Source organism: Xenorhabdus budapestensis (genome assembly GCF_002632465.1).
GTDB lineage: Bacteria > Pseudomonadota > Gammaproteobacteria > Enterobacterales > Enterobacteriaceae > Xenorhabdus > Xenorhabdus budapestensis.
The window spans coordinates 58,202-80,245 of record NZ_NIBS01000003.1 but is presented as its reverse complement, the minus strand read 5'-3'; the positions used below and the strand labels follow the sequence as shown (position 1 = coordinate 80,245).

At 44.7% G+C, this 22,044-nt stretch carries 16 protein-coding genes; 3 read left to right on the top strand and 13 right to left on the bottom strand.

The window, feature by feature from the left end:
• Positions 1 to 43 precede the first annotated feature (43 nt).
• The 3 genes from malG to malE all read right to left on the bottom strand — a co-directional run bounded on the left by malG (position 44) and on the right by malE (position 3,881).
• Positions 44 to 934 carry a maltose ABC transporter permease MalG gene (malG, locus tag Xbud_RS04680; protein WP_099134975.1) on the bottom strand — a complete coding sequence of 297 codons (891 nt, stop codon included), beginning with the start codon at positions 932 to 934 and terminating at the stop codon, positions 44 to 46.
• A gap of 12 nt (positions 935 to 946) precedes the next feature.
• On the bottom strand, positions 947 to 2,536 hold the full coding sequence (gene malF / locus Xbud_RS04675; protein WP_099134974.1) for a maltose ABC transporter permease MalF: 1,590 nt from the start codon (positions 2,534 to 2,536) through the stop codon (positions 947 to 949).
• 145 nt (positions 2,537 to 2,681) lie between these two features.
• Complete coding sequence (gene malE / locus Xbud_RS04670) at positions 2,682 to 3,881, bottom strand: maltose/maltodextrin ABC transporter substrate-binding protein MalE (RefSeq protein ID WP_099134973.1); 1,200 nt, start codon at positions 3,879 to 3,881, stop codon at positions 2,682 to 2,684.
• 377 nt (positions 3,882 to 4,258) lie between these two features.
• Here malE and malK point away from each other — a divergent pair, with 377 nt between their 5' ends.
• The 3 genes from malK to malM are packed head-to-tail and all read left to right on the top strand — an operon-like array spanning position 4,259 to position 7,643.
• Entirely contained in the window at positions 4,259 to 5,368 is a 1,110-nt protein-coding gene (gene malK / locus Xbud_RS04665; RefSeq protein WP_099134972.1) for a maltose/maltodextrin ABC transporter ATP-binding protein MalK, read from the top strand.
• A 35-nt stretch (positions 5,369 to 5,403) separates the two neighbouring features.
• A complete protein-coding gene (locus Xbud_RS04660; protein WP_099134971.1) occupies positions 5,404 to 6,681 on the top strand; it encodes a maltoporin in 1,278 nt (425 codons plus the stop codon).
• Between the two features lie 20 nt (positions 6,682 to 6,701).
• Positions 6,702 to 7,643, top strand: coding sequence for a maltose operon protein MalM (gene malM / locus Xbud_RS04655; protein WP_099135138.1), 942 nt, complete (start codon positions 6,702 to 6,704; stop codon positions 7,641 to 7,643).
• 135 nt (positions 7,644 to 7,778) lie between these two features.
• Here malM and Xbud_RS04650 read toward each other — a convergent pair whose 3' ends face one another.
• From Xbud_RS04650 to Xbud_RS04605, 10 genes are all read right to left on the bottom strand, one after another.
• Positions 7,779 to 9,074 carry a polysaccharide deacetylase family protein gene (locus Xbud_RS04650; protein ID WP_099134970.1) on the bottom strand — a complete coding sequence of 432 codons (1,296 nt, stop codon included), beginning with the start codon at positions 9,072 to 9,074 and terminating at the stop codon, positions 7,779 to 7,781.
• A 100-nt stretch (positions 9,075 to 9,174) separates the two neighbouring features.
• Positions 9,175 to 13,398: a DNA-directed RNA polymerase subunit beta' gene (rpoC, locus tag Xbud_RS04645; RefSeq protein ID WP_099134969.1), complete on the bottom strand. Its 4,224-nt coding sequence runs from the start codon at positions 13,396 to 13,398 to the stop codon at positions 9,175 to 9,177.
• Between the two features lie 176 nt (positions 13,399 to 13,574).
• Positions 13,575 to 17,603, bottom strand: a complete 4,029-nt coding sequence (rpoB, locus tag Xbud_RS04640; RefSeq protein ID WP_099134968.1) for a DNA-directed RNA polymerase subunit beta — start codon at positions 17,601 to 17,603, stop codon at positions 13,575 to 13,577.
• Between the two features lie 424 nt (positions 17,604 to 18,027).
• Positions 18,028 to 18,393: a 50S ribosomal protein L7/L12 gene (gene rplL, locus Xbud_RS04635; RefSeq protein WP_099134967.1), complete on the bottom strand. Its 366-nt coding sequence runs from the start codon at positions 18,391 to 18,393 to the stop codon at positions 18,028 to 18,030.
• A 63-nt stretch (positions 18,394 to 18,456) separates the two neighbouring features.
• The gene (gene rplJ, locus Xbud_RS04630) at positions 18,457 to 18,954 is read right to left on the bottom strand and encodes a 50S ribosomal protein L10 (protein WP_099134966.1); all 498 of its coding nucleotides are present in this window, start codon (positions 18,952 to 18,954) and stop codon (positions 18,457 to 18,459) included.
• Positions 18,955 to 19,282: 328 nt separating this feature from the next.
• A complete protein-coding gene (gene rplA, locus Xbud_RS04625; RefSeq protein ID WP_099134965.1) occupies positions 19,283 to 19,984 on the bottom strand; it encodes a 50S ribosomal protein L1 in 702 nt (233 codons plus the stop codon).
• Between the two features lie 3 nt (positions 19,985 to 19,987).
• The gene (rplK, locus tag Xbud_RS04620; protein WP_099134964.1) at positions 19,988 to 20,416 is read right to left on the bottom strand and encodes a 50S ribosomal protein L11; all 429 of its coding nucleotides are present in this window, start codon (positions 20,414 to 20,416) and stop codon (positions 19,988 to 19,990) included.
• A gap of 230 nt (positions 20,417 to 20,646) precedes the next feature.
• Positions 20,647 to 21,192 (bottom strand): transcription termination/antitermination protein NusG, encoded by a 546-nt coding sequence (gene nusG / locus Xbud_RS04615; protein ID WP_038260749.1) that lies wholly within the window; start codon positions 21,190 to 21,192, stop codon positions 20,647 to 20,649.
• 2 nt (positions 21,193 to 21,194) lie between these two features.
• Positions 21,195 to 21,578: a preprotein translocase subunit SecE gene (gene secE, locus Xbud_RS04610; protein WP_099134963.1), complete on the bottom strand. Its 384-nt coding sequence runs from the start codon at positions 21,576 to 21,578 to the stop codon at positions 21,195 to 21,197.
• A 357-nt stretch (positions 21,579 to 21,935) separates the two neighbouring features.
• Entirely contained in the window at positions 21,936 to 22,034 is a 99-nt protein-coding gene (locus tag Xbud_RS04605; protein WP_422645762.1) for an EF-Tu C-terminal domain-related protein, read from the bottom strand.
• Positions 22,035 to 22,044: the final 10 nt, after the last annotated feature.

Sequence of the window (22,044 nt, the reverse complement as noted above, 5' to 3'; positions counted from 1 at the left end):
CACCTTAATTCTCCCTTACCTTGGTTGACTTTCAATCAGATAGTCACCCCTTCACACCACCCGCTGTTAATCCTCCCACTAACCAGCGCTGAGCAAGTAAGAAAACCACTGTGATAGGCACAGCAGAAAGTACGGCAGCCGCTGCAAAATCACCCCAGAGATAATTTTGTAGATGAAGATATTGCTGCATACCCACAGCTAATGTGTAATTGTCCACATCTCTTAACAATAGCGACGCCACTGGCACTTCAGTAATCACACCGATAAAAGACAGAATAAATACAACCGCCAGTATTGGTACAGAAAGAGGCAAAAGTATCAAACGAAAAACTTGCCACGATGTCGCCCCATCCAACATAGCCGCCTCTTCTAAAGAACGATCTAACGTTTCAAAATAACCTTTTATCGTCCACACATGCAGAGCAATTCCCCCCATATAAGCAAAGATCACACTGCCATGGGTATTCAACCCGATAAAAGGAATATATTCTCCCAGTCGATCAAACAGAGCATATAGTGCCACCAATGACAAAACAGCAGGGAACATTTGAAAAATCAGCATTCCTTTCAACAAGGTACTTTTGCCACGAAAACGCATACGAGCAAAGGCATAAGCACATGTTGTTGATAGTGCAACAATACCCGTGGCAGTAATAAATGCGACTTTTACAGAGTTCCATAGCCATAACATCACCGGAAATGGTGGAGGTGTAACACGCCCATCAGCGGATTCTACGCTAATACCAAGTGCCAATTTCCAGTGCTCCCAGGAAATCGCATCCGGAATAAGACTACCTGTAGCAAAATTTCCTGGTCGTAAGGAAATAGCAATAACCATCAGTAATGGAAATAAAATCAAAGCGATAAAAGTCAGCATGAGTATATGTGTTGCCCATACTCGCCACCGTTGTGATTTAGGTTGCACCATCGCCATGTTGTCATCTCCTTAGTCAAATTTAATGCGTGTGGTTTTCAGATTGATAATTGCTAAGGCTCCCACCAGCAGGAAAATTAACGTTGCTATCGCCGCAGCTAACCCAAAATCCTGTCCCCCACCACCTTCAAACGCAATTCGGTAGGTATAGCTGACTAAGAGGTCGGTATAACCCGCAGGTGTTGTTGTGCCAATATGATCTGGCCCACCTTTAGTAAGTAATTGGATCAGAACAAAATTGTTGAAGTTAAAAGCAAAGCTGGCAATCATCAATGGTGTTAGAGGCTTAATTAACAAAGGAAACGTGATATAGAAGAAATTCTGTAATGGTCCTGCACCATCCATTGCAGATGCTTCATACAGATCATCAGGAATCGCTTTCAGCAACCCCATACACAGGATCATCATATAGGGATAGCCCAACCATGTATTGACAATAATCAGCATGGTTCTGGTCAGAGTCGGATCAGTAAACCAATCCGGTTTCAGACCAAATAACCCATTTAGCAGCAAATTAATTTCGCCAAAGCTCTGATTAAATAACCCCTTAAAGATCAAGATGGAAATAAAGGAAGGTACAGCATACGGTAAGATAAGTAATACTCGGTAGATTGCCCTGCCTTTAAGTGCTTCCCACTGCACAATACAAGCCAGAATCATACCCAGCGCTACAGTCAATATTACTGTCAACAGAGAAAAGATCACCGTCCAGACAAAAATGGAGAGAAAAGGTTTTTGAATCCCTTCATCCTGTATCACCCGCAGGAAGTTTTTCCATCCAATAGAAACGGTAAATCCGGGACTCAACGTTTCTTGCCCCCATCCCCCTTTGGCATTAATGGATTGATAGAAGCCCGTCTCCATATTTGGTCGGTATTGCACACCAGTTTGATTATTAGTTAGGGTGTTACCATCTTCACTTAGAGTATAAAGTGAATGTATACCGGAAAATTTCCGTAGGGAACTCATACGTAACTTACTGCCATCGGGCAAAATCACCACAATTTGCCCTAATATCTGTCGGTTCTGAGTGATAGTACGCAATGTAGCAGCACTGCGTTCAAAACCAACTGTTCGTTCATGCAATGGCAGAATCATCTCTTCCTTTTCAGATTCAGATAAAGAAAAAGGCTCTGATACTAATATATTAGAACTGGATATCTTGGAACTATCCGAGATACTCAATGCCAAAACCCACCGCTCAGCTTCAGGATAAAGCTTGAAATCAAATGCTTCTCCTGTCTGATATTGACGACTCATTAATACTGTCTTAGCCCGTTCAAGAGTGAGTTGGTTGGTACTGCTATAATTTGTAAAAGCAATCGCAATGGTGCAAATGAGTGGAAACAATACAAACAAAGCCATTCCGGCAATACCCGGATAGGTATAACGCCAAACATAAGATCTGCTATTGACAAAGATATAAATACCACTGCCCAGTAATACCAGTGTCAGCATAGCGAACAGATATTCCCCTTGTGCATACATCAACACAGTCAAATAACCCGTAAAAAATAGGCCCAGCCCCGCTATCAGCCCCACGACAAGCCGTTTCAGGACAGAGCGTGACCACCATACTTTTTTGTTCAATCTCGTTGACATTATGCACTTCCTGTTACTATCCCAGTTAATAACTATTCCCGTTACAAAAAGACCTTTATTCAGAATCTGTTACTGAAATCCAGTGACCAAACCTGTCCCTCAATAGACAAAAAAGCTCCTTCAAAATCAGGAGCCTAATATTCGTTTATTTTACTATTCGAGCCTCTGCATCATTGAGAGCCGCATCTACAGATTGTCGACTACTTATTGAATTGAGTACGGCGCTACGCATGCCATACCAGAAACTGCTCATTTGTGAAATATTCGGCATAATTTCCCCTTTCTGAGCATTTCCCATCGTGGCAGCAATTCGAGGATCTTTGGCAAGGATATCCTGATAGGATTTCAACGCTACAGCGCCTAATGGCTTATCCTTATCCATCATGGTCAAACCTTCATTCGTCAGCAGGTAATTTTCCAAAAACTCTTTCGCCAATTCCTTATTAGGACTGGCTGCATTGATTCCCGCACTTAAAATACCAACAAAAGGTTTAGAGGGTTGACCTTTAAAAGTGGGTAACAGAGTGACACCGTAATTGATCTTACTTTTGTCAATATTCGCCCATGACCAAGGGCCATTGATAGTCATTGCTGTTTTACCTTGATTGAAAGCAGCTTCAGCAATGGAGTAATCGATATCCGCACTGAGATGTTTGTTTTTTACCAAGCTGACTAAAAATGCCAAACCTGCTTTAGAGCCAGCATGATTTACACCACTATCTTTAATATTGTAGGTATCTCCCTGCCTCTTAAAAGCATACCCACCATCAGCAGCAATCAGGGGCCAGGAGAAATAAGGCTCCTGTAAATTAAACATTATTGCACTCTTTCCCTGTTTTTTTAGTTCGTTATCCAATGCCGGAATTTCTTCCCATGTTGCGGGTGGTGACTTAAGCAGATCCTTATTGTAAATAAGGGAAAGTGCTTCAACCGCAACAGGATAACCAACTATCTTGCCATCATGGCGAACCGCATCCCAAGTGAAAGGAAACAGCTTCTCCGTAAGATTTTTATCGGGTGTAACCTCAGCCAGCAGCCCAGACTGTGCATAGCCTCCGAAACGGTCATGTGCCCAGAAAATGATATCTGGACCATCTCCCGTTGCAGCAATCTGGGAATACTTTTCTTCTAGTTTGTCTGGGTGTTCAACACTGACTGAAATGCCCGTTTCCTGCGCAAATTTATCACCAACCTGGGACAGACCGTTATACCCCTTATCCCCATTGATCCAAATTACCAGCTTACCTTCTTCCAATTTTGCAAAAGCAGGAGCAGAGAGTACCCATGTAGATAAAACGGAAAGCATCAGAGTACGAACACTCACTTTCAAGGTTGTTTTTGTCATCATTCCGTCCTTTTCATCGTCTACTAATTTAAGCTAAATTTCTCATTACACTTTCAGAAAATAGTCCTCAGTGTGCAATCAATAGAAAACAGGCTCATCCTCCTCCATCCTACGCCTCCCATCAAACGAGTGTGAGCGTGATTACAAAAGCACTGTAAACCATACTGTTAGCCTTAAAAAGGCATCAATTTTTGGGATTAAAATCACATCTTATTCCGTGACTTATCAAAGAATTTTTCAATTTCATTAATCTCATCCTCCTACTTCCTCCCCCATAAAAAACTATCAAATGGAGGATTTTTGTTCCTGTTATTTTGCACACAATCCTGCCATCTGCTTTTCACTACAAACCAGGATGGCAACTCCGAGGGAAACACATGTCCAGCGTCACACTTCGTAATGTATCTAAGGCTTATGGTGAAAATATTATTTCCAAAAATCTCAATCTTGATATTAAAGAAGGGGAATTCGTGGTTTTTGTTGGCCCATCAGGATGTGGGAAATCGACCTTATTAAGGATGATTGCCGGTCTGGAAGATATTACTTCCGGTGAAATACTGATCGCAGGACAAAGGATAAATGATGTACCTCCTGCCAAACGCAGTATCGGAATGGTTTTTCAATCTTATGCACTCTACCCCCATCTGTCTGTAGCAGATAATATGTCTTTCGGCTTAAAACTGGCAGGTGTTAAAAAAAGTGAAATTCAGAAGCGAGTAGAGCGAGTTGCAGAAACTCTCCAGCTTGCCCATCTATTAGATCGCCGTCCAAAAGCGCTATCAGGCGGGCAGCGTCAGCGAGTTGCTATTGGCCGAACTCTGGTAGCCGAACCTAATATCTTTTTGCTGGATGAGCCCCTTTCTAACTTGGATGCAGCCCTGCGTGTCCAAATGCGTATTGAAATTTCACGCCTACATAAACGCCTGAAACGCACCATGATCTATGTCACCCATGACCAAACTGAAGCTATGATATTGGCAGATAAAATCGTCGTATTAAACGCAGGCAATATTGCTCAGGTCGGAAAACCTCTGGAGATTTATCACTACCCAGCCAACCGTTTTGTAGCCAGCTTTATTGGCTCTCTGAAAATGAATTTCTTACCCGTCAAGGTTTCTGCTATCGCCGTCGATCAAGTGCAAATCAGCCTGCCCAATGGACAGCATGTTTGGCTCCCTGTCGAAAGTAAAGGCCTCACCGTTGGCAGTAACGTATCCCTGGGCATTCGCCCAGAGCATCTACTGCCTAATGATATTGCCGACGTAACACTAGAAGGAACAATACAGCTAGTAGAGCAGTTAGGAAATGAAACGCAAATCCATATCCACATATCCGCTATTCATCAAAACCTCGTTTATCTCCGGCCTGATATTGTTCTCGTGGAAGAAGGGGAAACCTTCACGATCGGGTTAGCTCCTCATCGCTGCCATCTGTTCCGGGAAGATGGAACGGCATGTCAGCGTTTGCATAAGGAACCAGGAGTTTAAATCTACTCCATAAAAAAATAACAGGAGAATTATTAATGCGTATCTTACCTCTCTCATTGACTATACTGGCTGGATTCTTTTCCATACAAGCCGCTGCGGTAGACTTTCACGGTTATGCCCGTTCAGGTATCGGTTGGACAGGCAGTGGAGGTGAACAAAAATGTGCTCAAAGTACAGGAGCACAAAGTAAATATCGCCTCGGCAATGAGTGTGAAACCTATGCCGAATTAAAATTAGGGCAAGAATTGTGGCAGGAAGGTGACAAACGCTTCTATTTTGACACTAATCTGGCCTATTCCATCTCGCAAAAGAACGATTGGGAATCAACCAGCCCAGCTCTCCGTGAAATGAATGTGAAAGCAAGTAACATCATTGATTGGCTGCCCGGCTCGACTTTATGGGCAGGTAAGCGCTTTTACCAACGCCATGATGTGCATATGATCGATTTTTATTATTGGGATATCTCAGGCCCTGGTGCAGGTTTGGAGAATATTGATCTTGGTTTGGGCAAACTTTCTCTTGCTGTGACTCGCAATACCGAAAATGGTGGCTCATATGGCTGGATTGCAGGTAAACAGGGCTATACCTCCACCTCTAATGATGTTTTCGATATTCGGCTTGCTAATTTACCTATCAATGATGGTGGAACGCTGGAATTGGGGATTGACTATGGGCGCGCTAATGCACGTAAAGGCTATCATCTGAATAAAAATGCCTCCAAAGATGGCGTTATGCTAACGGCTGAACACACACAAAGTATGTTGGGAGGATTCAACAAGTTTGTCGTTCAGTATGCAACTGACTCTATGACTTCCAGCAATAATGGTCGTCCAGAAGGTGCCAACATCAACAATAATGGTCATATGCTGCGTATTTTAAATCATGGTGCAATCAATCTGGCAAAAAAATGGGATCTGATGTACGTGGCTATGTATCAGGATATTGATCGCGACAATCGTAACGGCACCACATGGTATACGGTTGGGATCCGACCAATGTATAAGTGGACCCCCGTTATGAGTACGTTGATGGAAGCTGGCTATGACAATGTAAAATCTCAACGCACTAAAGCAACAAATAACCAATACAAAATTACATTGGCTCAGCAATGGCAAGCTGGGGATAGTATCTGGTCCCGCCCTGCTATCCGTTTATTTGTTACTTATGCTAAATGGAATGAAAAGTGGGGTTATGCCAATAACAATGTCGGTTATCTTGATGGCGTTGCTTATTCTGACACATCGGCACACCGTTTCAGCCGTGGTAAGAGTGATGAATTCACGTTTGGGGCTCAATTTGAGGCTTGGTGGTAATGTCAGGCAAAGGTCATAAGATGAGAATCAAACTACTTCCTATTTGTTTCGGTATCTTGTTCTACATGAACATACCCACAATAACTTATGCTGTCACTGAGACTGTTTCTGATAAGACCATAACTGATTTGAGAAAGCGCAACCTCGTTGCGCCTTCTTTACCTATCTCCGTTTTACAGAAATTAGCATGGCAATCGGTGAATACCAATGCCAAGCAAACAGTGACTCTTAGTCATGCATCACTTCAGCTTAACCAAGGAAATATCCAGGGTCCAGTTGCTGCTCTTGCTTTACCTGCCAATCATGGAGCATTGAAAATAACCCTGAGTAGCCCGATAAAAGATAGGCAGGTTTATTCACCTAATGTGTTAGTGCTTGATGAACAATTCCGTCCTGCTGCGTTTTATCCAAGTCATTATTTTACCTATCAGCAGCCAAGTATTATGTCGGCAGACAGGCTTGAGGGAACATTAAAACTGACACCCGCATTAGGGCAACAGCAAATTTATATGCTGATTTATACGACCCATGCAGATCTACAAACATCCACAGAAATGGTTAATCCAGCCAAAGCCTATGCACAGGGAGTCGGTAATGCTGTGCCTAATATTCCTAATCCGATAGCTCGCCATACCGATACTGGTATTTTAACACTGAAAGTGAAATCGGAACGAGATGCTGGAAATATTTTAATTGGTCATTCTTTTACTGTATCCGAGCCTAAAACAGTGACTGTTGGTTCTACACAACTAAATACAGCTCCTTCTGGACAACCGTCACCTATTACACCGGAAACCAAACCAGTCTTAGGTGATACCGAACAGTATTTCAATGATGCTATTAAAAAAGCGATTAGAAGTGGTGATATTGATAAGGCACTGAAGTTATTAGATGAAGCAGAACGTCTTGGCTCACCAAGTGCACGAGAAATTTTTATCAAAATGGTAAAAAACAAAGAATAAGCTTGATTCAGCGAAAGCTATAGTGAGATTCAATAATTAAACTTAGGGCCTAAAGGAATAGGCTCTATATCCTATAAATTCAGATATGTTTATAACTATGGTGAACCCCTAAAAACCTGGTAATGTATTAATATTTTACATCCTGTTATCTATAGGCTGTAAAGATACAGTATCTGCCTGGTTAGAAATCATTTTTGCCATTTTTTCAATGGGATTTGTCCGTAATATATATAATCGCTTCAAAGAGAAAGGATTATCACCTAGCTTTACTTTCCCTTGTACTGTAGTAACCGCTAAATGAAATCCTGCATTTTTGGCAGCTTTCATCGCTGTCTGATTATACCCACCAAAAGGATAAGAGAGATAAAGTACATGGGGATTAAATTGTAATAATGCCCGGCGTGAACGCTCAAAATCATACAAGATATTGCGGTATGAACGACTGAATAATATTGGCTGTTTATTTTTATTTAGACGATGCAAGAAATGGGTATGAGATTGAAAATCAAAAACATTCTGCAGGGAGTATAATTCAGAAAGGCTTAAAAATTGCAGGCTATTAGGGTTCCATTTCTGTGGATGACGCTTAATTCGGGATGAAATAATAAAAAGTGTTGCCTTCTGCCCATTCTCTTTCAATATTGGATAAGCATACCGATATACAGATTTCAATCCATCATCAAATGTCAAAGCAACCACTTTAGCTGGCAAGTTAATGGCTCCATTTAGGTATCCTTCCAATTCATACAATAAAATCGTGGTATAGCCCGCCTGTTTCAGATAAGCCATCTGATTACGAAAGGCAGTCAAAGATGTGGTCGTTGAAGTATGGAAAAAACGTTTATTTTCCTTATCTTTAAGAATATGGTGATAAGTCAATACAGGAATACCATTATCCAACTCAGCATCTTGGTCACTAATGTAACCCAAGCGATCGCCTAAATTAATTTCATACCAAATATGATGTGAAGCGTCCTGTAATTTATCCAAAATTGGATAACGGAGATCCGCTGCCAAAATTGCGACGGGTTTATTATCTACTTTCGGTGTGCTATAGACTCGAATGTCCTTAAAAATAACTAAGCCTTGTGATGCTTTTTTATTGAGAGTCTGGAAAGGGTCAATAGGAAATGTAGATTTTTTTATTTCTCTTAAGTTACCTTTAGCAATATAACCTTTTCCATTACCAAAGCTAAATTCGTAATAATCACTGTTTTCCCCTTCTTCCTGAATCACTTTCAGGTTTTGCCCTTTTTTGAATAGCCCAACCTGAATAACATGTTCACCAATCCAGGCATAGATTTCACTGTCTCTGGTTACCTCCATATAGAGATAGTCTGACCGATCATGCTGATGTGCTACGGCCGGATTGAGAAAAAATATCAAGGACAGTAAGAAAACCATTACAGAAACATGAACGATTCGTCTCATTTGTATTTTCCACTCAATAAAAAATGCCCTCTACCAAGAGAGGGCATTTTACAATTAGCTATACTGATTAAGTATACTATTATTCATCATCATCACGAGTTTACTCGTTATTACTGCTACCGAAACCAGCATTCAACAATTCAGCAAGGTTTGCAGTGGCTTCGTCAACACTGACTTGTGGTGCTTCAACCACTTCATTTTCGTGACGACGACGCATACGATCCTGATGGTAAGCATAACCTGTACCCGCAGGGATCAAGCGACCCACAATAACGTTCTCTTTCAGGCCACGCAATTCATCACGTTTACCTGCAACAGCTGCTTCAGTCAATACGCGGGTTGTTTCCTGGAACGACGCCGCAGAGATGAAAGACTCTGTTGCCAGTGACGCTTTGGTGATACCCAGCAGATCACGGTGGAAAGTCGCAGGTACTTTGCCGTCCTGCTCCAGCTTACGGTTAGCAACTTTAACGCGTGCGTATTCAACCTGCTCGCCTTCAAGGAATTCAGAACTTCCCGCACTTGCAATGGTAGCTTTACGCAGCATCTGACGAACGATAACTTCGATGTGTTTATCGTTAATCTTAACGCCTTGCAAACGGTAAACTTCCTGAACTTCGTTGGTGATGTAACGAGCAACAGCATGAACACCTCGCAAACGCAGAATGTCATGTGGAGATTCTGGGCCATCGGAGATCACGTCACCACGTCCAACAACCTCACCTTCGAACACGTTGAGCTGACGCCATTTAGGGATCATCTCTTCGTAAGCATCACTACCATCCAGTGGGCTGATTACCAGACGGCGCTTACCTTTGGTTTCTTTACCGAAAGAAACGATACCGCTGATCTCTGCCAGAATAGCAGGCTCTTTCGGACGACGAGCTTCGAACAGATCTGCAACGCGTGGCAGACCACCGGTGATATCTTTAGTACCGCCAGATTCCTGAGGAATACGCGCCAACGTATCACCCGCAGAGATAGCCATGCCATCTTCCAGCTGAACAATCGCTTTACCCGGCAGGAAGTACTGAGCAGGCATATCTGTACCTGGGATCAGAACATCGTTACCCTGAGCATCTACGATTTTCAGAGCCGGACGCAAGTCTTTACCGCTACCAGTACGCTCTGCGCTATCCAGAACTACCAGTGATGACAGACCGGTCAGTTCATCCGTTTGACGGGTGATGGTTTGACCATCAACCATATCGTAGAACTGGATGATACCGGACACTTCACTCACGACTGGCATGGTGTGTGGGTCCCAGTTCGCAACGGTTTCACCGCCAGTTACTGCTTCACCATCACCTTTAGCCAATACCGAGCCGTAAGGTACTTTATAGCTTTCTTTTGTACGACCGAAGTCGTCAATCAGGCGCAATTCGGTATTACGGGAAGTAATAACCAGTTTGCCCACAGAGTTAGTCACAAATTTTGCGTTAGTCAGTTTCAGCTGACCTTTGTTACGTACCTGAATGCTGGATTCTGCTGCTGCACGAGATGCCGCACCACCGATGTGGAACGTACGCATCGTCAGCTGTGTACCTGGTTCACCGATTGACTGTGCCGCGATAACACCAACTGCTTCACCTTTGTTGATGATATGACCACGAGCAAGGTCACGTCCGTAACATTTTGCACAAACACCGAAATCAGTTTCACAACTAACTACGGAACGTACTTTCACACTGTCAACAGAATTTTCTTCTAACAGATCACACCATTTTTCGTTCAGCAGTGTATTACGTGGAACCAGAATATCCGCTGAGCCCGGTTTCAGAACGTCTTCAGCAGTCACACGACCCAGTACACGCTCACGCAGAGGTTCTTTAACGTCACCACCCTCAATGACCGGAGTCATCAGGATACCGTCGTGAGTACCACAATCATCTTCAGTGATAACCAGGTCTTGAGCAACATCAACCAGACGACGTGTCAGGTAACCGGAGTTCGCGGTCTTCAATGCGGTATCCGCAAGACCTTTACGAGCACCGTGAGTTGAGATGAAGTACTGGAGTACGTTCAGACCTTCACGGAAGTTCGCAGTGATTGGGGTTTCGATGATGGAACCATCTGGCGTTGCCATCAGACCACGCATACCCGCCAACTGGCGGATCTGAGCCGCAGAACCACGAGCACCGGAGTCTGCCATCATAAAGATATTGTTGAAGGAAACCTGCTGCTCTTCTTCACCATTACGGTTAATAACAGTTTCAGAAGAGAGGTTTTCCATCATCGCCTTAGCAACACGTTCGTTCGCCGCAGCCCAGATATCGATAACCTTGTTATAACGTTCACCCGCAGTTACCAGACCTGACTGGAACTGTTCCTGAATTTCGGCAACTTCAGCTTCTGCTTCAGCAATGATGCCTTCTTTCTTCTCAGGAATAACCATATCATCAATACCTACGGATACCCCTGAACGGGCAGCGTAAGCAAAACCGGTATACATGGTCTGGTCAGCCAAAATAACGGTTGGTTTCAAACCCAGTATGCGGTAACAGGTATTCAGCATCTTAGAGATAGCTTTTTTACCCAGTGGCTGGTTAATCAGTGAGTATGGCAGACCTTTTGGTACAATCATCCACAGGATGGCACGACCAATGGTCGTATCAACCAACCCTGTATTAACGGTGACATTACCTTCACCATCTTTCACTTCTTCAGTGATACGAACTTTGACACGGGCGTGCAGAGAAGCCAGACCTGCACGGTATACGCGCTCTGCTTCTTTAGGACCGGTCAGAACCATGCCTTCGCCTTTCGCGTTAACACAGTCACGGGTCATGTAGTACAGACCCAATACAACGTCCTGAGATGGAACAATAATTGGTTCACCACTCGCTGGAGACAGGATGTTGTTGGTAGACATCATCAGCGCACGCGCTTCCAGCTGAGCTTCCAGTGTCAACGGCACGTGAACAGCCATCTGGTCACCGTCGAAGTCGGCGTTATAAGCCGCACACACCAGCGGGTGCAGCTGGATTGCCTTACCTTCGATCAGAACTGGTTCGAATGCCTGAATACCCAGACGGTGAAGGGTTGGTGCACGGTTCAACAGAACCGGGTGCTCACGGATAACCTCATCAAGGATATCCCATACAACCGCTTCTTCACGTTCAACCATTTTCTTGGCTGCTTTGATGGTAGTCGCCAGACCACGCAGTTCCAGCTTGCCATAAATGAATGGCTTGAACAGCTCCAGTGCCATCTTCTTAGGAAGACCACACTGATGCAGACGCAGGTATGGACCTACGGTAATTACAGAACGGCCTGAGTAGTCAACACGTTTACCCAGCAGGTTCTGACGGAAACGACCTTGTTTACCCTTAATCATGTCTGCCAAGGATTTCAGAGGACGTTTATTGGAACCTGTAATCGCACGACCGCGACGACCGTTGTCCAGCAATGCATCAACCGCTTCCTGCAACATACGTTTTTCGTTACGTACGATGATATCTGGCGCAGCCAGATCCAACAGGCGTTTCAGACGGTTGTTACGGTTAATAACGCGACGATACAGATCGTTCAGGTCTGAAGTTGCGAAACGACCACCATCCAGTGGAACCAATGGACGCAGATCCGGTGGCAGAACTGGCAGAACGGTCAGAACCATCCACTCTGGTTTATTACCAGACTGAATGAAAGCTTCCAACAATTTAATGCGCTTAGTCAGCTTTTTGCGCTTAGTTTCAGAGTTGGTTTCATTCAACTCTTCACGCAGGGTTTCACATTCGTTTTCCAGATCCATGTTCTTCAACAAAGATTGGATCGCTTCCGCACCCATTTTAGCGTCGAATTCATCACCGAATTCTTCCAGTGCATCCAGATACTGTTCTTCAGTCAGGATCTGGCTGCGCTCAAGGCTGGTCATACCGCCTTCAACAACCACATAGGATTCGAAGTACAATACGCGTTCAATGTCGCGCAGCGGCATATCCAGCAACAAACCGATACGGGATGGCAGAGATTTCAGAAACCAGATGTGAGCAGTCGGAGATGCCAGTTCGATGTGCCCCATACGTTCACGGCGAACTTTAGTCTGAGTAACCTCAACACCACACTTCTCACAAATCACACCACGGTGTTTCAAACGCTTGTATTTACCACACAAGCATTCATAATCTTTTACTGGCCCGAAAATACGTGCACAGAAAAGGCCGTCACGCTCAGGTTTGAACGTACGGTAGTTAATGGTTTCCGGCTTTTTTACTTCCCCGAATGACCACGAACGGATCATATCTGGAGAGGCCAGAGCAATTTTGATCGCATCAAACTCTTCGGTCTTGGTTTGCGCTTTCAGAAACTTCAATAAGTCTTTCACGAAATGGCTCCTGTCGGAGTTAGACCTGTTAGGTGAGTGGCCCATGCCACTCCCCCCTATGACCAGTGTAACCACTGGCTGGCAAACTGCCCGACATTGCTATATGTTTCAACACGCAGTCTATCTTTCAACACCCGGTTTCAACATAAGGCCGGACAGTGCCAGCGGAAAACAATTTATTCGTCTTCCAGCTCGATATTGATACCCAAGGAACGGATCTCTTTCAGCAATACGTTGAAAGATTCCGGCATACCTGGTTCCATCTGGTGGTTACCATCCACGATGTTTTTATACATCTTGGTACGACCGTTAACATCATCAGATTTAACGGTAAGCATTTCTTGCAGAGTATATGCTGCACCGTATGCTTCCAGTGCCCACACTTCCATCTCACCGAAACGCTGACCACCGAACTGTGCCTTACCACCCAGCGGCTGCTGAGTAACCAGACTGTAAGAACCGGTAGAACGAGCATGCATCTTGTCATCAACCAAGTGGTTCAATTTCAGCATGTACATGTAACCAACAGTTACCTGACGCTCAAATTGCTCACCAGTACGGCCATCAAACAGTGTGATCTGACCGGAGGTCGGCAAACCACCCAATTTTAACAGCTCTTTGATTTCAGTCTCTTTCGCACCGTCAAAGACTGGAGTTGCGATTGGCATACCGTTTTTCAGGTTTTCAGCCAGACGCATGACTTCGTCGTCAGTGAAAGTATTCAAATCAACTTTCTGACGGGTGTCATCACCCAGATCATAAGCTTTCTGGATGAATTCACGCAGTTTGGCAACTTCCTGCTGCTGTTTCAGCATCGCATTGATCTTGTCACCAATACCTTTCGCCGCCATACCCAAGTGGGTTTCCAGAATCTGACCGATGTTCATACGTGATGGTACGCCCAGCGGGTTCAGTACGATGTCAACCGGAGTACCGTTTTCATCGTAAGGCATGTCTTCGATCGGGTTAATCTTAGAGATTACACCCTTGTTACCGTGACGACCTGCCATCTTGTCACCAGGCTGGATCTGACGTTTCACTGCCAGATAAACTTTGACAATTTTCAGTACGCCCGGTGCCAAGTCATCACCCTGAGTGATCTTACGGCGTTTAGCATCCAGCTTCTTCTCGAACTCAGCTTTCAGTTCGTCATACTGTTCTGCCAACTGCTCAAGCTGATTTTGTTTATCTTCATCAGCCAGACCCAGTTCTAACCAGCGCTCACGTGGCAGTTTGTCTAATTTCTCCGCTTCAATGCCACCGGAAATCAGTACATTGCGAATACGGGCAAACAGTCCGGCTTCGAAAATTTGCAGTTCTTCAGTCAAGTCTTTTTTCGCCTGACGCAACTGCATCTCTTCGATTTCCAGCGCACGCTTGTCTTTTTCTACACCATCACGGGTAAAGACCTGTACGTCGATAACAGTACCGGAAACACCGTTCGGTACGCGCAGTGATGAGTCTTTAACGTCAGATGCTTTTTCACCAAAGATCGCACGCAACAGTTTTTCTTCTGGCGTTAACTGCGTTTCACCTTTCGGTGTTACTTTACCCACCAGAATGTCGCCACCTTTCACTTCCGCACCGATATAAACGATACCGGATTCGTCCAGCTTAGACAGCGCTGCTTCACCCACGTTAGGGATGTCAGCGGTGATCTCTTCAGGCCCCAGTTTGGTATCACGGGATACACAAGCCAGTTCTTGAATATGAATAGTAGTGAAACGGTCTTCCTGAACTACACGTTCCGAAACGAGGATGGAGTCCTCGAAGTTATAACCATTCCATGGCATGAACGCCACGCGCATGTTCTGACCCAGCGCCAGTTCACCCAAGTCAGTGGATGGACCATCAGCCAGAACGTCACCACGTTCTACGTGTTCGCCCAGAGATACACATGGCATCTGGTTGATACAAGTATTTTGGTTAGAACGGGTGTATTTAGTCAGGTTATAGATATCAATACCCGCTTCACCCGCGTACATTTCATCTTCGTTTACCTTAATCACGATACGGGATGCGTCAACGTACTGAACCACACCACCACGTTTAGCAACGGAGGTTACACCAGAGTCAACCGCTACCGCACGCTCCATACCTGTTCCAACCAGCGGCTTATCTGCACGCAGAGTTGGAACCGCCTGACGTTGCATGTTTGCACCCATCAATGCACGGTTGGCGTCATCGTGTTCAAGGAATGGGATCAAGGAAGCACCGACGGACACGATCTGTTGTGTCGAAACGTCCATGTACTGAACCTGATCACGGTTAAACAAACTGGATTCGTCATAGTGACGGCAAGTTACCAGTTCTTCGATAAAGTGGCCTTCTTCGTCCAATGCGGAGTTAGCCTGCGCAATGACGTAGTTACCTTCCTCAATCGCTGACAGGTAATGAATCTCATCTGTTACTACACCGTCGCGTACTAAACGATAAGGGGTTTCAAGGAAACCATACTCGTTAGTACGTGCATAAACAGACAGTGAGTTAATCAGACCAATGTTTGGACCTTCAGGCGTTTCAATTGGACATACACGACCATAGTGAGTCGGGTGTACGTCTCGAACTTCAAAGCCTGCGCGTTCACGGGTCAGACCACCCGGACCCAAAGCAGAAATACGACGTTTATGGGTGATTTCAGACAGTGGATTGTTCTGGTCCATAAATTGAGACAACTGACTGGAGCCAAAGAACTCTTTCACTGCCGCAGAAATTGGCTTGGCGTTGATCATGTCCTGTGGCATTAGGGTATCCAAATCACCCAGAGACAAACGCTCTTTCACCGCACGTTCTACACGTACCAGACCAACACGGAACTGGTTTTCAGCCATTTCACCAACGGAACGAATACGACGGTTGCCCAAGTGGTCAATATCATCCACTTCGCCTTTACCGTTACGGATATCAATAAGCTTCTTCATGACATCAATGATGTCATCTTTGCTCAGGATACCGGAACCTTCAACCTCTTCACGATCCAAGGAGCGGTTGAACTTCATACGGCCAACTGCAGACAGATCATAACGATCTTCAGAGAAGAACAGGTTCTCAAATAAGTTTTCTGCAGCTTCGCGGGTTGGTGGTTCACCCGGACGCATCATGCGGTAAATTTCAACCAATGCGCTCAAACGATCGTTGGTTGGGTCAATACGCAGAGTTTCGGAAATGTATGCCCCGTGGTCCAAGTCATTGGTGAACAGGGTCTCAATGGTTTTATGACCAGATTGGCTCAAACGCGCCAGCAGATCCAAAGAGAGTTCCATGTTAGCAGTACAGATGATTTCACCTGTGTTCTGATCGATGTAATCTCTTGCAACAACTTTACCCGCAATATATTCGACAGGCACCTCAATACGGTCTACCTGATCTTTTTCTAACTGACGGATATGGCGAGCAGTGATACGACGGCCTTTTTCAACATAAAGTTTGCCGTTTGCTTCAATATCGAATGAAGCTGTTTCGCCACGCAGACGTTCTGGAACCAGAGTCATCTGCAATTTATTGTCGCGGATTTCGAAAATAGTTTTGTCGAAGAACAGGTTCAGAATGTTCTCAGTGGTATAATCCATCGCGCGCAGAATAATCGAAGCCGGTAATTTACGACGACGGTCGATACGCACAAACAGGTTATCTTTAGGATCGAATTCGAAATCCAGCCATGAACCACGGTAAGGAATGATACGTGCATTATACAGTACCTTACCGGATGAATGGGTTTTACCCTTATCGCTGTCAAAGAAAACGCCTGGGCTACGATGCAACTGAGATACGATTACACGCTCAGTACCGTTGATAACGAAAGTCCCGTTATCAGTCATGAGTGGAATTTCACCCATGTAGACTTCTTGTTCTTTGATGTCTTTAACTGTGCCTTCTGGCGCTTCACGCTCATAGATCACCAGACGCAGTTTAACACGCAGTGGAGCGGAATAAGTCACGCCACGGATCTGACATTCTTGAACATCAAAAACAGGTTCGCCAAGACGGTAGCTTACATATTGCAGCTCAGAACTGCCGCTGTAACTCTGAATTGGGAACACAGAACGGAAGGCCGCTTCCAGTCCATTCTGGCCTTCAGGATCTTGCTCGATAAACTTCTGGAACGAGTCAAGTTGGATAGAAAGAAGGTATGGAACATCCAAAACTTGTGGACGTTTACCAAAATCCTTACGAATACGTTTTTTCTCGGTATAGGAGTAAACCATAGGGTTCCTCAGCTCGCTGATAAGTGACCCACTCTGTCCGCCCTTAAGGACAGCACTCTGCAACACTATTTTTTCGACCAGAAAATAGAATATTTTCCGTAATACTCATTACTATTACTCTTAAATCATTTCATTACGTTACCTTACTACCGAGCTACCCGAGTGGATAGTAGCTGAGAACGCAGTATATTAAGTCGTCAATAGGAAGGAGTATTGTGGGTTCATTAGTAGCCAAACAGTGTGAAATGCTACTAACTCCCTGCGTTGTGCTCTATAGAGCATATGCCTTATAAAACTCCAAAATGACTTTATAAAACAACATGACTTTAAAACAACAAGGTGCTCTACAGCGCAAAAAGGCTGGCGATTAAAAAAACCGCCAGCCGCCAGCCTAGTAAATCAGGCTGCGAACTTCAAACTGATCTTACTTGATCTCAACAGAAGCACCTGCTTCTTCCAGAGATTTTTTCAGAGCTTCAGCGTCTTCTTTGCTGATGCCTTCTTTCAGTGCTGCTGGTGCACTTTCAACCAGGTCTTTAGCTTCTTTCAGACCCAGACCAGTTGCGCTACGTACTGCTTTGATTACAGCAACTTTGTTAGCACCAGCGCCAGTCAGGATTACGTCGAATTCAGTTTTCTCTTCAACTGGTTCAGCAGCAGCACCAACTACAGCTACAGCAGCAGCAGCAGAAACGCCGAATTTTTCTTCCATCATGCTGATAATTTCAACAACGTCCATTACAGACATTTCTGCAACTGCGTCCAGAATTTGTTCTTTAGTGATAGACATAACAAGTGTTCCTAAAATTCAGAAAAAATTTATACGTTAAAAAGCAACGAAAGAAATAAGCAATTAAGCTGCGTCTTTCCGATCGCGTAGCGCAGCCAGGGTGCGAACCAGTTTGCCTGCAACGGCTTCTTTCATGGTTGACATCAGGCGTGCGATTGCTTCTTCGTAAGTTGGGAGTGTTGCCAGACGATCGATGTTGCTCGCTGGGATAAACTCACCTTCAAAGGCTGCTGCTTTAATCTCGAATGCTGGGTTCGCTTTCGCGAAATCTTTGAACAGACGAGCAGCTGCGCCCGGATGTTCGTTAGAAAAAGCAATCAAGGTTGGACCAACAAACGCTTCTTTCAGGCACTCATACTCAGTACCTTCAACAGCACGACGCATCAGAGTGTTACGAACAACACGCATGTAAACGCCAGCTTCGCGACCTGCTTTACGCAGTTCAGTCATTTTATCTACGGTAACGCCGCGAGAATCCGCAACAACCGCAGACAGCGCGCCTTTGGCTACTTCGCTGACTTCAGCAACAATCGCTTGTTTGTCTTGAAGATTTAGTGCCATTAGCTTCTTGCTCCTGGATTAACCGGGCAAACCCGGGACTCACTTCACTCAAAGCACGAAATGTGCCTGAGCGCTGAAACACGGTGAGCAGAATCCAGAAAATAAATTTCTTTTGGCTCTGTCACCGTCTACGCAGGATATTAAGTAATTTTACGCCTGCGGTCTTGGACGGGGCTTGGATTAGGCCAAGCTCCAACCGAAAACTGTGATTTGTCCTGATACGTTTTATGTATCAATTATTATACATCTGTTCAGGCAAATTTGAAGCGTCAGATTTTAGACAAATCTGACGCCAAGGTAAAGCGTTATTCGCTTTTAACTTAAATTATTAAGCTACGGTGTTCAGACCAGATTGGTCGATCGCAACACCTGCGCCCATGGTAGTGGACAGGCTAACTTTCTTGATGTAAACGCCTTTAGCAGAAGATGGCTTAGCTTTTTTCAGCGCAACCAGCAGAGTTTCCAGGTTTTCTTTCAGTTTGTCAGCGTCAAAGTCAACTTTACCGATGGTGGTGTGGATGATACCGTTCTTGTCGTTACGGTAACGAACCTGACCTGCTTTAGCGTTCTGTACAGCTTCAGCAACGTTAGGAGTTACAGTACCAACTTTCGGGTTTGGCATCAGGCCACGTGGCCCCAGGATTTGACCTAATTGGCCAACAACGCGCATTGCATCTGGAGATGCGATAACTACGTCGAAATTCATCTCGCCTTTCTTAATCAGTTCAGCCAGATCTTCCATACCTACCAGTTCTGCGCCAGCAGCTTTAGCTGCTTCAGCGTTTGCACCTTGGGTAAATACAGCAACGCGTACTGAACGACCAGTACCGTGTGGCAGTACAGTTGCACCACGAACATTCTGGTCAGATTTACGAGCATCAATGCCAAGATTGACAGCTACGTCAATGCTTTCTACGAATTTAGCAGTAGCCAATTCTTTCAGCAGAGCAACAGCTTCGTTAATGTCATATTGTTTAGTTGCATCAACTTTTTCACGAATAGTGCGCATGCGCTTGGTCAGTTTAGCCATTGATTAACCCTCCACTACCAGGCCCATGGAACGAGCAGTACCTTCGATCGAACGCATCATTGCGTCAACGTCAGCACCAGTCATGTCCGCAGCTTTAGTTTCAGCAATTTCACGAATCTGAGCGCTGGTTACTTTACCAACTTTGTCTTTGTTCGGCTTGCCAGAACCAGATTTGATGCCTGCTGCTTTCTTCAGCAGGACAGCCGCTGGTGGGGTTTTAGTAACGAAAGTGAAAGAACGGTCTGCGTAAACAGTGATAACAACTGGAATTGGCAGGCCTTTTTCAATGCTTTCAGTTCTAGCATTGAACGCTTTACAGAATTCCATGATATTAACACCTTGCTGACCCAGAGCTGGACCAACTGGTGGGCTTGGGTTAGCCATACCCGCCGCAACTTGCAGCTTAACGTAGGCTTGTACTTTTTTAGCCATTATATTTCCTCAATATGGGTGTTATCGCCTCCAGAAAGAGGCTCCCCTACGATTCAGGCCTCGTCTAATATTCTAATGTAAGACCAGACCACAAAAAAAGTTATGTCTGTGACCAGACTTAGTTGCTTATCCAGACAACTCAAAATGGCGTCCAGATAAAAACAAAAGGCGCGAAATTGTATGTTAATTTCACACCCTTTGCAAGCCAATTCGCTTAATTAAGCATCAGATCAGACTTTCTCGACCTGACTGAAATCCAGCTCAACTGGCGTAGCACGACCAAAAATAGAAACCGAAACTTTCAAACGGCTCTTCTCGTAATCGACTTCTTCCACTACCCCATTGAAGTCCGCAAACGGACCATCGCTGACACGAACCATTTCGCCTGGTTCGAACAAAGTTTTTGGACGTGGTTTATCACCAACTTGCTGAAGACGATTCATAATCGCATCGACTTCTTTATCACTAATTGGTGCCGGGCGGTCAGATGTACCACCGATAAAGCCCATTACGCGTGGCACACTGCGAACCAGATGCCAGGTCGCATCATTCATTACCATTTGTACTAAGACATAACCAGGGAAGAACTTACGCTCGCTTTTACGACGCTGGCCACTGCGGATCTCAACAACCTCTTCTGTCGGCACCATCACTTCGCCGAAAGAATCTTCCATATCATGCAATTTGATATGCTCACGCAGAGATTGAGCCACACGACCTTCAAACCCAGAAAATGCCTGTATGACATACCAACGCTTTTTTGGAGATTCAGACATTCTTAAAACCTCAGGCCTGTAATAAATGAAACTAAACGCACCAGAATACCATCCAGTCCCCACAAAATAAGAGACATAACAGCCGTTACTGCCGCAACAATCAGTGTTGTATGCAGGGTTTCCTGGCGTGTTGGCCAAATGACTTTACGCATTTCAACGCGGGATTCACGAGCAAATGCTAATGCAGCTTTACCTTTCGCAGTCCACAATGCAACTGCTCCTGCAAGGGCAACAATAGCAACAACAGCTATCGCGCGCAGAGGCAGGTTATACTCCCGGTAATAGTAATTACCCACAATAGCAACCACCAGCAGCACTGCCACCAATAGCCATTTTGCTATATCAAGACCACGCCCGCTTTCTTGAGCATTGCTATTCGCACTCATAAACCAACCTGTAACTATATGTAAGTAACTATGATGTAAATAGATAGCCAGCTTGCCTCGCAAGAGCAAAACAAATCAGACCGAACCCAAAGATAATTGTAATTGTATCTGACTCGGTGCCATAATTCAGCAGGACTTTTTGTATCTGTTTTCTTGAAAACTATTTTTTGGAAAGAATTCTTGAAAACTGGGCGATACCAAAGTCTATCCGTTGTATCAGAGCCTATCTCACCAATAATTCACAGCTGTTCAGTCAGCGTACCATCAGACAACTATTGATGAGATAGGTTCTTCCTAAGACAACGTATAAAAAGGGCATCTGTCGATGCCCCTTCCAAAATGAACACATTAAAAAGATTATGCGATCACTTTAGCAACAACACCAGCACCTACCGTACGGCCACCTTCACGAATTGCGAAACGCAGACCTTCGTCCATCGCGATTGGCGCAATCAGGGTTACTTTC